The following is a 15093-nucleotide window of genomic DNA, read 5'->3' as shown; positions in this document are numbered from 1 at the left end:
TGGCCGAGGGCCGGAGTCCATGAGGACTCCGGCCCTCGGTGTTCTCCCCGGCCGTCCCCGTACCCCTTCGTTCGCCCGTGCGCGTTCACGGTGCCGTACTCCGGCCGGCCCACAGCGGTCGCCCCGCGCCGTCCTTCCGGGAAGCCTGGACGGGTGGTTCAGCAAGCTGGCGCACGGTGGTTGCAGGAGTCGTACGACGACGAGGACCGCCTCGACGCCTTACTGTCCGGCGAACCGGTGGACGTTCCCGTTGCCGGGGACGTCCACCGGCCTAGCCCGGCCGAGCGCGAGACCCGCCGTCTCTTCTGCGCGCGGGCGTTCCTGTCTGCCCTGCCCGTGCTGCTCATCGCGGTCGGCACCTGCTACGACTGCCTCACCCCGTCCGACGTGACGGCCGGCCCCCTCTTCACCGCCGCGCCGCTCGTCGCCGCGCCCCTCTACTCGCTGCGCGGCACGGTTCTCACCGGCCTGGCCGCGGTCGTCGCCGTCCTCGGCGTGCACCTCGGGCTCGGTCTCCTCGGCAGGGCCGGCGCGATCACCGAGGCGGTCACCATCGTCACCGTGGCCGTCCTTGCCGTCCTCATCAACGTGCTCGTACGCCGCAAGAACGAACGTCTCGCCTCCGCGCGCGAGATCGCCGAGGCCGCCCAGCGCGCCGTGCTGCCCGAGCCGGCCGCCCGGATCGGCGGGCTGGACATCGCCGCCCGGTACGAGGCGGCTCAGGCCGGCACTTTCATCGGCGGTGACCTGTACGCCGTGCAGGACACCCCGCACGGTGTACGGCTGGTCGTCGGGGACGTACGCGGAAAGGGGATGGGGGCGGTGGCCGTGGTCGCCGTAGTGATCGGAGCCTTTCGGGAGGCCGCCGAACAGGAGTCGACGCCGGAGGCCGTCGCCCAGCGCCTGGAGCGGGCCCTGTCGCGCGAAGGCACCAGGCGCGACGGCCTCGACGCGGTCGAGGGGTTCACCACCGCGGTCCTTGTGGAGATCCCGCACGGTGGCGGCCTCGTCCGCATCCTCAACCGCGGTCACCCCGCCCCCCTGATGCTGCTCCCGGACGGCAGCCTGCGTGTCCTGGAGGCCCGCGAGAACGCGCTGCCCCTCGGCATGGGCGACCTCGAGGCCTGGCCCGACCGTGCGGAGGAGTGGGACTTCCCGCCCGGGGCGACACTGCTGCTGTACACGGACGGAGTCTCGGAGGCGCGTGATGCGCAAGGGGAGTTCTACGACCCTGCCGCCGGCCTCGCCGGCCGTGTCTTCCCCGGACCCGGCGCACTGCTGGCCGCGCTCACGGAGGCGGTCGCTCGACACACCGGCGGCCGTGCCACGGACGACATGGCCCTGCTGGCGGTACGCCGGCCCGAGCGCCCATGACCGTGGTCACCGAGGGTGAGCGACCGGCCGCCCTCCGCATAACAACTGACGTACCGTCAATACGTCTGAGGTTCATGAGGCGAGGTCAACTCGCCCGTTTTCCCCCGATCTTGGCGGGAAAGTCCAGGTCAAAAGCGTTAATGATCTGTCCGAACGGCTTGGAATCAAGCCCCCGGGTCTATTAACGTTCGATAACGCAGCGCGGTCGTCCCAGCCGTCACAAGAGGCGGCTCCGTGCGCGTGTGCCGAATCCCGCAAGGGAACCGGGGAACCACCACCTTGGGGTGAATCGGGCGGAGGCCGCCGTGGAAGCACGGCCGGTTTACGCGCGTAGGAGACCTTCCTCTCCGAACCCGTCAGCTAACCCGGTAGGCGAGACGGAAGGAAAGGAGTGCGCCCACGTGGCGTCCAACCGGTCTGCCCAGAGCACCTCGTTCGCTCCGAACGAAACCCAGACGTTCGGTTTCGCACCCCACACCGACGAGGGCCCCTGGGAGGAGTGGAACCCCACCGAGGAGTCCCTCCGTACCGTCCGCGGCCGGCACCGCGTCGGCAAGCAGCGTGGTGGCGGACTCGCGCGCAGCTCCACGGTGTTGGGCGTCGGTGTGATGGCGGCCGTCGGCGCGGGCGGCATGGCCACCGCGCAGAGCGGCAAGCCGCCGGTGTCCATATCCATGCCCGACCTCTCCTCGGTCACCGACTCGGCCAAGGAGCTCATCGGCGAGGACACGAGCGCCCCCAAGGGCTCGGCCACCCCGCTCAGCAGCGCCGGCCTGACTACCACCGACGCCGCCGCGGGTTCCTCGGACGCGGGAGAGGCGCTGCGCGCCCGGATCATGGAGCAGGCCGAGTCCCAGCAGGACCGGATGGCCGCCGCGGCCGTGCAGGCGGCCGAGGACGCCGCCGCGAAGAAGGCCGCCGCTGCCGCCGCCAAGGCGCAGGACGACGCCGAGGCCAAGGCTGCCGCCGCGAAGAAGAAGGCCGAGGAAGAGGCCAGGAGGAAGGCCGAGGCGGAGCGGCTCGCCGCACTCGCCAGGCAGTACGCGCTGCCGACCTCCTCCTACACCCTGACCTCCCGATTCGGTGACGCGGGTGGCATGTGGTCCTCCGGTTACCACACCGGACTCGACTTCGCCGCGCCCACGGGCACGCTCATCAAGGCGATCCACAGCGGCACCGTCACGGAGGCCGGCTGGGCCGGCTCATACGGCTACCGCACGGTCCTGACCCTCGACGACGGCACGGAGCTCTGGTTCTGCCACCAGTCGTCGATCAGTGTGACCGCGGGGCAGAAGGTGACCACGGGCGACGTCATCGGCCGCGTCGGCGCGACCGGCAATGTGACCGGGCCGCACCTGCACCTGGAGGTGCACCCGGGCGGCGGCGACGCGATAGACCCCATGGCATGGCTGCAGAACAAGGGCCTCACTCCCTGACCGCCGTCGTCTCCCGGCCCCGGTAGCCCTGACGGCATCCCCCCGACGTCAGGGCTTCCGGCCGTGGCATCCATAGGGCGGAATGGGCGGATCCGATTGTTTGCGCGAACTTTGCGGCGGTTGCGGAACGCACCGGTCCGGAACGGACGTTGTCATGGAGTATGACTTCCCTTCGCACACTTGGCTCCTCCGACCTCGAGGTCTTCCCGCTCTCCCTCGGCGGCAACGTATTCGGCTGGACCGCCGACGAGGCGCAGTCCTTCGCCGTACTCGACGCCTACGCGGCGGCAGGCGGCAACTTCGTCGACACAGCGGATTCCTACTCGGCGTTCGCCCCGGGCAACAAGGGTGGTGAGTCGGAGACCATCATCGGCACGTGGGTCAAGGCGCGCGGCAACCGCTCGGACGTCGTCATCGCGACCAAGGTCAGCCAGCACCCCGATTACCAGGGCCTGAGCGCCGGCAACATCAAGGCCGCCGCCGACGCGTCCCTGCGTCGTCTGGACACCGACTACATCGACCTCTACTACACCCACTTCGACCAGCCGGAGGTGCCGGTCGAAGAGATCATCGGCGCGCTCGACGAACTGGTGAAGGCGGGCAAGGTGCGCGCCATCGGCGCCTCCAACATCTCCGCCGAGCGCCTCCGGGAGTCCCTGGACTTCTCCGACCGCGAGAACCTGGCGCGGTACGTGGCGCTGCAGCCGCACTACAACCTGGTCTCGAGGGACACATACGAGGGCGCGCTGCAGGACGTCGCCTCCCGCGCCGGTCTTGCTGCCGTCCCCTACTTCTCGCTCGCGGCCGGCTTCCTCACGGGCAAGTACCGGCCGGGCACCACCGTGGACTCGGCGCGGGCCGGGCGGGCCGGCGAGTACCTGAAGTCGGAGCGTGGGGTACGGGTCCTGGCGGCCCTGGACGAGATCGCGCAGGCGCGGGGTGCGGAGATCGCCACAGTGGCCCTGGCATGGCTGGCGGACCGGCCGACGGTGGCGGCCCCGATCGCCTCCGCCCGCACGCTGGAGCAGCTGCCCGCGCTGCTGGCGGTGGCGGACCTGAGGCTGACGGACGAGGAAACGGCGAGGCTGACGGCCGCGTCGGCGTAAGGGGCGCGGACCGTTCTCGCTCGCACCGCCTGGCCGAGCGGTCACGACGGCCGAGTCCGGCGGTGCCGACCTTGCGCGACCCTAGGAGCGGTACGGGTTGTACGCGGGATACGGCGCCGTCGGGCCGTGGGGCGGTGACCAGTACGCCGGGGCGGCCCCGTACATCGGCCAGACCGGTGGCGCATCCACGTGCGGCACCGCGGGTGCCATGGCCCGAGCGGCGTCCGCCAGCGCCGGCCGTGCCACCGCCCGGCGGGCCCACAGCTCGGAGAGCAGTTCCCGCTCCTGCGGAACGAAATCCGCACCGGCCCGGCCGCGGCGCCCCCGGTGGCGCAGGAACGCCAGCGACGTCGCGTAGGCCTCGTACTCCGCCACCGAGCGTGCCGCCGCCTTGCCGAAGCGGTGACCCGCGTACTCCCGTGCCAGCCGCCGCGCCCGCATCGAGCCCAGGACGAACGGCTCCACGGGCCCCAGCCAGCCGGCGACCGCGTATGCCGGCAGTTCCTCCCGCACGGTGCGCAGTTCCCGCTGTCGTGTCCAGATGACCAGCCAGGTGAGCAGTGCGAACGCGGGCGCCATGAACGACGCGTAGACCGCGAAGAACCCGTAGTCGCCGAACGAGGACGACCCGTTCCACAGGGCGTGCATGCCCGTCGCGAGCAACAGTCCGCCCAGCGGCATCAGCACACGGCGTACGCGCTGCCGCTCCGCCGAGAGCGCGGCGATGCCGAAGCCGATGCCGGTGAGCACGGTGAACAGCGGGTGCGCGAAGGGGGACATCACCACGCGTACGAAGAAGGTCGCGGCCGTCACGGAGGCGAGCCCGCGCCCGCCGCTGAGCTGGTCCGTGCCGAAGGCCGTGCCGAGATAGAGGATGTTCTCGGTGAAGGCGAAGCCGGTCGCGGTGACCCCCGCAACCACCACGCCGTCGACGATTCCGGTGAAGTCGCGTCTGCGGAAGAGGAAGACCAGCAGCACGGCCGCGGCCTTCGCGGACTCCTCCACGACGGGTGCTATGACGGTCGCGCCGAGGGTGTCGGCGTTGTGGGGATCGGCGATCGCGGTCGCTATCCAGCGGGTGGCGAAACTGTTCGCGACGATCGCGATCAGTGCGGCCGCGCACGCGCCCCAGGCGAAGGCGAAGATCAGATTACGCCAGGGCCCCGGTTCCACCCGGTCCAGCCAGCCGAACACGGCGAGGAGCAACGGCACGGGCAGTACGGCGAGGCCCAGCCCCACCAGGAAGCCCTCGGTGCCGGTCTGTTGGCGTACGAGGGCGAGGATGACGAGCCCCGAGAGCGTGAGCAGGGTGATCAGTGCGCCGTAGCGCACCCACCGCCTGTGCCACCAGTGCGCGTGCCCGACGCGGCCTCCACCGGCGTTGCCGCCGGGTGGCGTCGGATGCGGGGGGAAGGTGGCCACGGCATCGACCCTAACGAGGGAGGGGCACCGCCCGCGACGGCGCGTGGTGGGGCGCTCAGTCGCCGGCGGAGGGCTGGTCTCGGTGCTGTGCGCGGCGGAACAGCAGATCGTTCACGACATGACCCTTGTCCAGTCCCTGGCCTTCGAAACGGGTCAGCGGCCTGAAGTCGGGACGTGGCGCATAACCGCCGTCGGTCTGCGTGTTCTCGAAATCCGGGTGTGCGGCCAGCACCTCGAGCATCTGCTCCGCGTACGGCTCCCAGTCCGTCGCGCAGTGCACCAGGGCGCCCGGCTTCAGACGAGTGGCGGCGAGCGTCAGGAACTCGGGCTGGATGAGCCGGCGCTTGTGATGGCGCTTCTTGGGCCAGGGGTCGGGGAAATAGACGCGCAGTCCGTCGAGAGAGTCCGGACGGAGCATCTCGCGGAGCAGGATGATCGCGTCGCCGTTCCCGACCCGGACGTTGGTCAGTCCGTTCCGGTCGGCGAGATTGAGCAGGTTGCCCTGACCAGGCGTGTGCACGTCGACGGCGAGGATGTTGGTGCCGGGGTCGTGCGCCGCCATCTGCGCGGTGGCCTCGCCCATGCCGAACCCGATCTCGAGGACGACAGGACGCGTGTTCCCGAACAGCTCGGCGAGGTCGACGGTTCGCTGCCCGTCGATGTCCAGCCCCCACTGGGGCCACAGCCGCTGCAGGGCGTCCGCCTGCCCGGCCGTCACCCGGCTCCGCCGCGGCTGGAAGCTCCGGATCCGGCGCTCGAAGTGCGACCCGGCGGGGTCGGCCCTCGGTCCGTCGGGGAACCGGGGCTCCCCCTTGGCGCGGGAGTGCCGGATGGACACACCAGAGGGGCGGCCGCCCGGACCGCCTACGGCGACCTGGTGATCTTCGGGGGCGAAGTTGAGGGACTCAGACACAGTGGGACCAATTTTAGGGCCTGTACGGCCACGGGCGGCCGTACCGCGGGGGTGACGCTGCTCCCTCAGCTCCCGCCCAGCACCGCCAATGCCCTCCGTGCCACCTCTCTGCCGATCGGCAGCGAAGCGGTGGCGGCGGGCGACGGCGCGTTCAGCACGTGCACCGCCCGGGCGCCCTCGCGGATCAGGAAGTCGTCCACCAGCGTCCCGTCCCGCAGCACGGCCTGCGCCCGCACCCCCGGGAGAGCCCGCACGAGGTCGTCCTCGCCGATCTCCGGCAGCAGCCTGCGCACCGCCTCCCCGAACGCCCGCTTCGACACCGACCGGCGCAGCTCTCCGGTCCCGTATCGCCAGTGCCGGCGCGCCATCCGCCATGTACCCGGCCACGCCAACGTCGCGCCCAGCTCCCGCGGTCGTACGACCCCCCAGCCGTACCCCTCGCGCGCCAGCGCGGGCACCGCGTTCGGCCCGATGTGCACCTCCGCGTCGATCCCCCGTGTCAGGTGCACCCCGAGGAACGGGAACGCCGGGTCCGGCACCGGGTACACCAGCCCCTGCACCAGCTCGGGCCGCGCCAACGCGTAGTACTCACCACGGAACGGCACGATCCGCATTCCCGGGTCGTCGCCGGTCAGCCGGGCCACCTCGTCGCAGTGCAGCCCGGCGCAGTTCACCAGCACCCGGGCGCGCAGAACCGTTCCGTCGTCGGTGCGCACGGCGGCGCCCAGCGACGGCCGCCGGTCGATGTGCACCACCTGCGCGCCGTACCGGATCTGTGCACCCGAGGCCTCGCTCAGCCGCCGGGCGACCGACACGAAGTCGCAGATCCCGGTCGTGCCCACATGGATGGCCGCCAGTCCCCGCACCTGCGGCTCGTACTCCGCGATCTGGGCCGGGCCCAGCTCGTGCACCGGAATGCCGTTCTCCCGGCCGCGCTGGACGAGCGCGTGCAGGCGCGGCAGCTCCTCCCGCTCCGTGGCGACGATCAGCTTGCCCGTGACGGCGTGGGCGATGCCGTACTCCGCGCAGAACTTGATCATCTCCGCGGCGCCCCGCACCGCGTACCGGGCCTTGAGGGAACCGGGGCGGTAGTAGATCCCGCTGTGGATGACCCCGCTGTTGCGCCCCGTCTGATGGCGGGCCGGGCCCGGCTCCTTCTCCAGGACCGTCACCCGCGTGCCGGGAGCGGCACGCGTGATCGCATACGACGTCGACAGGCCGACGATTCCCCCACCGATCACCAGCACGTCGCAGTCGTAGGTGCTCTGCCGCACCTGCTTCACCTCCCGGTTTCGATAGTGCACTGCGCCACTGACAATGCCTTCAAACCGGTCCGTGCCCCCGTAACGGCGCGGTGCTGTGTCGATGTGCGGCTCCAGGGCGTGGGCGCGAGCGCACGAACGACCTGCGGCCTTGATGCGCACCGGCCGGGCAGACGCTCGGGAAACCCGCCCGGCGGAGCGCCTACGCGGGAGCCATCAGCAGCGGCCGCGCCCGCTCCCGCAGCTCCACCACGCGCGGCTCGTCGCCGTACGGCTCCAGACGGTGCAGAAGGTCCCTCACGTATTCCGTGGTGCGCGCCGACGATATACGTCCGGCCACCTCGACCGCCCGCACGCCCTGCTCGCACGCCGCGTCCAGGTTGCCGGACTCCAGCTCGGCGACCGCCGAGACGACCAGGCGCAGCCCGTGGGAACGGACGAACTCCTCCGTCGGCCGGGAGAGGGCCTGCTCGGTGAAGCGGCGGACCTGGCCGGGTGCCTTGAGATCGCGGTAACACTCGGCGGCGTCGGCCGCGAAGCGGTCGTACGAGTAGAAGCCGAGCCAGGACGGGTCGTTGTCGCCGTCGCGGGCCCGCTCCAGCCAGCCCTCGGCCGCCTTCAGGGCCGTGCCGGCCGCCTGGGCGTCACCCGCGCGCGCGTGTGCGCGTGCCTCGACGAGGCGGAAGAAGCTCATGGTGCGGGCGGTGGCCAGTCCGCGGTTGCGCTCCAAGGCGGCCTGGGCGAGGTCGACGCCCTCGTCGCCGAAGCCGCGGTACGTCGCCTGGAGCGACATGGAGGCGAGGACATAGCCCCCGAGGGGCACATCGGCGGCCGCGCGCGCGAGGCGCAGGGCCTGGATGTAGTAGCGCTGGGCGGCCTCCTGCTGTCCCGTGTCGAAGGCCATCCAACCGGCCAGGCGCGTCAGTTCGGCACTGGCCCCGAACAGCGCCCTGCCCACTTCGTCCGAGTACGAACCGAGCAGCAGCGGCGCCGCCTCCACGCGTAAGCACTCGGGCACCATCGACGAACGCCAGTCGCCGCCGCCGTACTTGGAGTCCCAGCGCCGGGCGTCCTCCGCGGCCTCGCGGAGCTTCTGGACATCGCTGTGGCCGACTTTCAGCGGCGCTCCCGACCCGTCGCCGGGGCCCGGGTCGCGTGCCACCGAGCTGTCGGCCGGGGTTATCAGCCAGCGGGAAGCAGGGGTCGCGTAGGCGCTCACCGCGAACGATCCGGCCAGCGACTGCCAGATGCCGCCGCCGGCCCGGCGTCCGGCGAGGTCGAGGCGGTACAGCTCCGTCGCCGACTTCACCGCCTGTCCTACGTCCCGGGGGAAGGCGAGGCCCACTTCCGGTGCGGGATCCGCGTCCGCCAGACCGATCTCGTGGAGCGGTACGGGTCGGCCGAGCTTCTGGCCGATGGCCGCGGCGATGAGGTGGGGCGCGGCGCCCTGCGGCACCATCCCCTTCGACACCCAGCGCGCCACCGATGTCTTGTCGTAGCGAAGAGTCAACCCGCGCTGGGCGCCAAGGTCGTTGACGCGCCGGGCGAGTCCTGCGTTGCTGATTCCCGCGAGGGCGAGAACGGCGCCGAGTTTTTCGTTCGGCCCGCGTTGCTCCCTGGACATGCGTCACCCCTCGACACAGACGGCTGCCGCAGCGGTGGCATAACCGCGCGCCATTCGTAAACCCAGCGTAGTTCGCCGCATCCCAGGCGTTAAGGGGCTTAAATCCGGATGGCGGAATTGTGGTCCGCACCTCGGCACGGACGGTTGCGGCGTGCTACCGGTGTGTGGCTGTGCGCCCGTCCGTGCGCTCTTCTCCGGCCACCGGGGGAGCGGTTCCATGGGTCGTGCGTGGGTCGGCCCGCTGTACTGGATCCAGTGGGCTGGGGGACACCGCCGCCTTCATCCCCGCGGGCGGCGGACCGGTCCGGGAGGTGAACTCCACCTCCCGGACTGTGCGTTGCACGGGGCCTGTACAGAGCGTGCCCAACGCTGCCCGTGCACGGCCGATTTGGCCGAAATTCGACGGTGGTTCTCAGGGGTGATCAAGGCTCCCACCACCACTCTTGAGGGCGCGAAGGGCGTTTTCGGGGAGCATTTCGGGGGCGCATTCACGTCGCTGCTGTCTTTTGACCTTCGCCCGGCCGCCGCTCCCCGAGCGGGCGTTCACCGGCTCGCGGCGGTCTCCACCACGGCGCATTCCAGGGCGCGCAAGCAGTGGCACACGCCCTCCCACGGGCACTCTTCGTGGCAGCATGGGAGCCGTTCGTACGGTGCACTGGTTGTCCCCAGCCTGTGGAGGCGTCGATGCGGTGGTTGGTGGGATGGAGCAGCACCGCCGCTGGAGCCGCCGGGCCCGGATCGGCCGGGGCAACCGGATACGACGGCGAGACCGTGCACCCGGTCGGCTCCCAACTCCTGTGGGGCGACCCCGATCCACTGTGGGCGGTCGGCGACTGGCGCCCCGACGAGGTGCGCGTCGTGAAGGCGGACGCCCAGACCCGGATCGCGGTCCTTGGCATGTGCGGGGCCTCCGACGAAGAGCTGCGCGTCGGCCTGTTCGCCGCCCGGGGAGGGGCACTTCGCCATCTGACCGCCTGGCCCGGCAGCTACACGGCCGTCGTCCAGGTGGGACGCAGGGTCACGGTGTGCGGCGATCTCGCGGGTGCGCGGCCGGTGTTCTACACACCCTGGGCGGGCGGCACGGCGTACGCGACTGCCGCGCTCCCCCTCGCCGACCTCATCGAGGCCAATCTGGACTTCGGGCATCTGGCGGCTCTCCTCGCCGCCCCCGACGTTCCGGCCGCGGTGCACGACTCGACCCCGTACGACGGCGTGCGGCGCATTCCGCCGGGCCATGCGCTCATCCTGCGGGCGGGATCGCGCGAGATCGCCGGCTACGAGCCGGTCGCCTCGCTCGCGGTCGCGGCACCCCCGGCGGACCCGGACTCGGCGGTGGACGCGGTGCGCGACGCCCTCGTCGACGCCGTACGCGCGCGACTGGCAGCTCCCCGGCACGTTCCGGGACTCGACATCGACCCGGGGCCCGTTCCCGGGATGGGACCGGCGGAACGCCGTGCCGCGCGCGGGATGCCCGTGCCCGGGATCGGAGCCGACCTCTCCGGAGGGCCGGCCTCGGGCACACTGGCGCTGCTCGCGGCAGGGCTGCCCGGAATGCCCGGGACGGTGCTCGGGCACGGCACCGGAGCCGGTGAGCGTCTGCTGGCCGTCACGTTCAACGACCTGGCCGTCAGGGGGCGCGAGGCAGAGCTGGAGCGGGCCGGCACGCTGGCGGCCAACCCCCGTCTGCACCACGTGGTGGTGGCCGGCGGCGAGGAGGCGCTGCCCTATGCGGACCTGGAGGGTCCGCTGACGGACGAACCGGGCCCGTCCCTGGTGACGGCCGCCAGGCACCGTGCGCGGCTGGCGTCGGGCAGCGCCGACCACTTCACGGGCTACGGTGCCCGTCAGGTCCTCGACGCGCACCCGGCCCGTCTCGCGGACCTGCTGATGGACCGCAAGCGGCGCCATCTCGTGCGCCCGGTGGCCGCTCTGGCGAAGGCGGACGGCTCGGTGATGGTCCCCGCGCGCGTGTACAGCGCGGCGCGCAGGTTGGCCCGCACGCCGTACCGGGCCGGGGTCGACGCGCTCGCCGACCGGCTGATGCAGCGGCGGTTCGAGGAACCCGGAGGTGCCGTGGGCGCGTCGCTCGCCGCGCTCACCTGGGCCAGACCGGGGCCCGCGGCCCGCTGGCTCACCGGTGAGGCCCTCGCTGAAGTATCGGTTCGCCTCCAAGGAGCCGCTGGTCGGACGGGGTTGGGTCCGGGGCAGCGCCCGGGTGACTTCCGCGCCCGAGCGGCGCTGGCGAGGCACGCGGCGGATCTGCGGGTGCTGGAACAGGCGGCCGAGATCCGCTCCCAGCGCCTGCACGCGCCGTTCCTGGACAACCAGGTCGTCCGCGCGTGCCGGGCTCTCCCCGAGGCGCTCCGCGTGCAGCCGGGGGCGCGGGCGGCGATCCTGCGCACCGTGCTGGAGGGCGCGGGGGTGGGCGGCCTGCCCCCCGGCTGGGGCGCGCCCTCGCACGCGTCCTCCGTCGCGGCGGCCCGCACCGGCCTGCGGTCGGCGACGGACTCCCTGATGGAACTGTTCGGCACCCCGCTCCTGGCGGAGGCGGGCCTGGTGGAGGCCCGAGTGGTCCGCACAGCGGTACGGGACGCGGCGGACGGCGCACCGCTCCCGCTGGACGGCCTCGCGGACCTGGTCTCCCTGGAACTGTGGCTGCGGCGCCTGCTGGCCCGACGGGGCACCTGCTGGACGGGCACCCCGGCCCGGGCCCGCGCCGTACCGGCGGGCATCGCGCCCCGGGGACGCGCGCTCGGCGCGGGGGCGTAGCGCTCCCCCGGTGCGCCGGACCCCCGACGCCGCACACCACATGGCCGTGCCGCCCTCCCCCCGGTCAGAACGGCCTGATGCGGTACAGGATCCCGGGCGTCGCCCAAGCGGAAGACGACCAAAAAACCTCCTACCCCTCGGTGGCCCCCGCGTCCGTGCCCTGCTCACTGCGCTCGCCCTGCGCGCCGGTCGTACCGCCGCACCACGGGATCGTCGCCGGTGCCGAGGAGGAGGCAGGGGCCATCGCCCTCACGACGGGCTGGTTCTGGTGGCCGTGCGACGTCCGCCGTGAGGGCGCCGAACGGGTGGACCGCATCCTGCGGGGGCGCGGTCCTGGACGCCCGCGCCCCCGGGACACGTGCGCGCCCGCGCCATCGGCGGTCACGCGCGCCGTCGAGTCCCGCGACGCAGCGTTCTGCTCCGCCTCCGCGGCGCGTCCCGTCGTCGATCACCTCGAGGAACTCGCCGCGAGGCGGACGTGGGAGCCGGCCGGCCTCAGGCCGGGCGGGACCGCAGGCCCTCCAGGAGGATGTCGAGCAACCGGGCCGAGGCCGCCGCCTGCTGGGTGGCGTCCGGCAGCGAGGGCGCCGCCGTCGCGATCACGAGCAGTACGTCGGAGACGGTGACGTCGGGCCGCAGCTCGCCCGCGGCGCGAGCCCGCTCGACGAGCTGCCCGACGACCTCCAGCAGCCTCGCCGCACCGGCGTCGTCCTGCTCCGCCGCTGTCCGCTGCTCGACGAGCCGGAGCTCGGTGGCCGACTGGTGGCGCTGCTGCGGCACCCGCGCCTCGTCCACCGGCACGGAGTCCCGTCCCTGCGGCCCGTCCTCGACGACCCCCACCCTCAGCACGTGCGGCGGCAGCAGCCGCCCCGCGCCCGAAGCCACCGACGTCCGCAGGAAGCGCGAGAGCGCCGACCACGGCTCGTCCTCCTGGCCGAGCGCCGCCCTGGCCTGGTCCGTCAGCCGGGAGGTCTCCTCCTCGGCTATCCGCCGTACCAGGACGTCCTTGCTCGGGAAACGCCGGTACACCGTGCCGACGCCGACCCTGGCACGGCGCGCCACGTCCTCCATCGGCGCGCCGTATCCCAGCTCGCCGAAGACCTCGCGCGCCGCCCGCAGTACGTGTTCCAGATTGCGCTGTGCGTCCACGCGCAGCGGCGCCGTCCGCCCACCGTCCCCGCGTCCGTTCCCCGTGGCCGCGCTCACCGCGCCGGCCGGACCGACGGCAGACGCGGATGACCAATGAGAGTCCTGAATGTGCATAAGCGATCCCCCGGTAATGACGTCTCCCCCCGGAGACTTCCCGCCATTGGAAGCCGGGGTGCACGGAACAAGCGCCGTATGTGACCAGGTCCGCCCATCGCGGGCCGGTCGAGCGCAACCCCCTACACCCCGTCGACACACGAACATAGTTGAGCAAGGGTCAATTCAGAAGGGGCAGGTTCCGCACAGAGCGCCCCCCGATCGGAGTACAGGGCGGTTACGTCCAGATTGATCCCCCGAACACCACCTCGGCCACGCTCGCTGACCTGCGGTCCTTCCCCGCACTCCGGCAATTCGGCCAACTCTGCTCCGCACCGCCGTCCGGTCACACAATTTGCCGGGGCGGTGGACAAACTCCAGAGTCCGGTGCGTCATGGGATGGTGACGGCTGCAATCCATCGGGGGACGCCCCCCGACCCCCCGAAGAGTGTGCGCATCCTCATCGTCGGCGGCGGCTACGTCGGCCTGTACACGGCCCTGCGCCTGCAGCGGAGACTGAAGGCGGAACTCGCCCGGGGCGAGGCCGAGATCGTGGTGGTCTCGCCCGATCCCTACATGACGTACCAGCCCTTCCTGCCGGAGGCGGCCGCCGGCGCCATCTCGCCGCGTCACGTGGTCGTCCCGCTGCGCCGGGTCCTGGGTGGCTGCCATGTGGTCATCGGTGAGGTCACCTCCATCGACCACGCCAAGCGCACCGCCACCCTCGACACGCTCGCCACCGAGGAGACCGGGCAGACGGAGCAGCTGTCGTACGACGAACTCGTCCTCGCCCCGGGCTCCATCTCGCGCACGCTCCCGATTCCCGGTCTCGCCGAGCACGGCATCGGCTTCAAGACGGTCGAGGAGGCCATCGGGCTGCGCAACCACGTCATCGAGCAGATGGACATCGCCTCCTCCACGCGCGACCCCGCGATCCGCGACGCGGCCCTGACCTTCGTCTTCGTGGGGGGCGGATTCGCCGGCGTGGAGGCGCTCGGCGAACTCGAGGACATGGCCCGCTACGCCGCGCGCTACTACCACAACGTGAAGCCCGAGGACATGAAGTGGATCCTCGTGGAGGCCTCCGACCGCATCCTTCCGGAAGTCGGCGAGGAGATGGGCCGCTACACGGTCACCGAACTGCGCCGCCGCAACATCGACGTACGCCTGGAAACCCGACTCGAGTCGTGCGCCGACCGGGTCGTCGTCCTCTCCGACGGCGCACGCTTCCCGGCGCGCACGGTCGTGTGGACCGCCGGAGTGAAACCGCACCCGGTGCTGGCCGCCACCGACCTTCCGCTGAACGGCCGCGGACGGCTGAAGTGCACCCCCGAACTGGCCGTGGACGGTGTCCCGCACGCGTGGGCCGCGGGCGACGCGGCGGCCGTCCCGGACGTCACCGCCGCCGAACCCGGCAAGGAGACCGCGCCCAACGCCCAGCACGCGGTGCGCCAGGCCCGGGTCCTCGGCGACAACATCGCGCGCTCGCTGCGCGACCAGGCTCTGGAGACGTACGCGCACACATACGTGGGCTCGGTCGCCTCCCTGGGGCTGCACAAGGGCGTCGCCCACGTCTACGGGCGCAAGCTGAAGGGGTACCCTGCGTGGTTCATGCATCGCGTGTACCACCTCAGCAGGGTGCCCACCTTCAACCGCAAGGCGCGTGTGCTGGCCGAATGGGCCCTGGCCGGGCTCTTCAAGAGGGAGATCGTCTCCCTCGGTTCACTCGAACATCCCCGTGCGGAGTTCGAACTCGCGGCCGGTGGAAAGCCTTCTGGGTACCCGAAGGGGTCGTCCTGACCGGATCCAGGAACTCCGGCGGAAGGGCCGACGTCTGACGGATGTCGGCCCGGTCGGACAGACTGGTCCACGACCGTGGGCGGGCCGACCCTCGCCCGGGCGCATCCACCAGGCTTTCCCCACTGGGCCGTACCCCCGGACCGGA

The 15093-nt window shown here is 72.0% G+C and carries 10 protein-coding genes and 1 riboswitch; of the genes, 5 read left to right on the top strand and 5 right to left on the bottom strand.

The annotated features are described in order from the left end of the window. Positions 1–153 precede the first annotated feature (153 nt). The 3 genes from VXC91_RS34405 to VXC91_RS34395 all read left to right on the top strand — a co-directional run bounded on the left by VXC91_RS34405 (position 154) and on the right by VXC91_RS34395 (position 3916). A complete protein-coding gene (locus VXC91_RS34405) occupies positions 154–1374 on the top strand; it encodes a PP2C family protein-serine/threonine phosphatase (protein ID WP_329511282.1) in 1221 nt (406 codons plus the stop codon). 233 nt (positions 1375–1607) lie between these two features. Then, positions 1608–1764: riboswitch (cyclic di-AMP (ydaO/yuaA leader) on the top strand. Positions 1765–1775: 11 nt separating this feature from the next. Beyond that, positions 1776–2810, top strand: a complete 1035-nt coding sequence (locus VXC91_RS34400) for a M23 family metallopeptidase (RefSeq protein ID WP_329511281.1) — start codon at positions 1776–1778, stop codon at positions 2808–2810. Positions 2811–2971: 161 nt separating this feature from the next. Beyond that, the gene (locus VXC91_RS34395) at positions 2972–3916 is read left to right on the top strand and encodes an aldo/keto reductase (RefSeq protein ID WP_329511280.1); all 945 of its coding nucleotides are present in this window, start codon (positions 2972–2974) and stop codon (positions 3914–3916) included. A gap of 81 nt (positions 3917–3997) precedes the next feature. On the opposite strand, the gene VXC91_RS34390 is transcribed toward VXC91_RS34395, so the two are convergent. The 4 genes from VXC91_RS34390 to VXC91_RS34375 form a co-directional block, all read right to left on the bottom strand. Then, positions 3998–5338, bottom strand: coding sequence for a PrsW family intramembrane metalloprotease (locus VXC91_RS34390; RefSeq protein WP_329511279.1), 1341 nt, complete (start codon positions 5336–5338; stop codon positions 3998–4000). A 55-nt stretch (positions 5339–5393) separates the two neighbouring features. Further along, positions 5394–6251: a tRNA (guanosine(46)-N7)-methyltransferase TrmB gene (gene trmB, locus VXC91_RS34385; RefSeq protein ID WP_408057543.1), complete on the bottom strand. Its 858-nt coding sequence runs from the start codon at positions 6249–6251 to the stop codon at positions 5394–5396. Positions 6252–6316: 65 nt separating this feature from the next. Continuing rightward, the gene (gene lhgO / locus VXC91_RS34380) at positions 6317–7534 is read right to left on the bottom strand and encodes an L-2-hydroxyglutarate oxidase (RefSeq protein WP_329511283.1); all 1218 of its coding nucleotides are present in this window, start codon (positions 7532–7534) and stop codon (positions 6317–6319) included. Between the two features lie 181 nt (positions 7535–7715). After that, complete coding sequence (locus tag VXC91_RS34375; protein ID WP_329511278.1) at positions 7716–9137, bottom strand: MFS transporter; 1422 nt, start codon at positions 9135–9137, stop codon at positions 7716–7718. Between the two features lie 684 nt (positions 9138–9821). Here VXC91_RS34375 and VXC91_RS34370 point away from each other — a divergent pair. After that, positions 9822–11906, top strand: a complete 2085-nt coding sequence (locus tag VXC91_RS34370; RefSeq protein WP_329511277.1) for an asparagine synthase-related protein — start codon at positions 9822–9824, stop codon at positions 11904–11906. A gap of 495 nt (positions 11907–12401) precedes the next feature. Here the strand turns inward: VXC91_RS34370 and VXC91_RS34365 are convergent, their stop codons facing one another. Further along, on the bottom strand, positions 12402–13169 hold the full coding sequence (locus tag VXC91_RS34365) for a TetR/AcrR family transcriptional regulator (protein WP_329511276.1): 768 nt from the start codon (positions 13167–13169) through the stop codon (positions 12402–12404). A gap of 378 nt (positions 13170–13547) precedes the next feature. Here VXC91_RS34365 and VXC91_RS34360 point away from each other — a divergent pair, with 378 nt between their 5' ends. After that, entirely contained in the window at positions 13548–14948 is a 1401-nt protein-coding gene (locus tag VXC91_RS34360) for an NAD(P)/FAD-dependent oxidoreductase (protein WP_329511275.1), read from the top strand. Positions 14949–15093: the final 145 nt, after the last annotated feature.

Origin of the sequence: Streptomyces chiangmaiensis (genome assembly GCF_036281785.1) — a bacterium.
Classification (GTDB): domain Bacteria; phylum Actinomycetota; class Actinomycetes; order Streptomycetales; family Streptomycetaceae; genus Streptomyces; species Streptomyces chiangmaiensis.
This window is presented reverse-complemented; position numbering and strand designations above follow the sequence as displayed.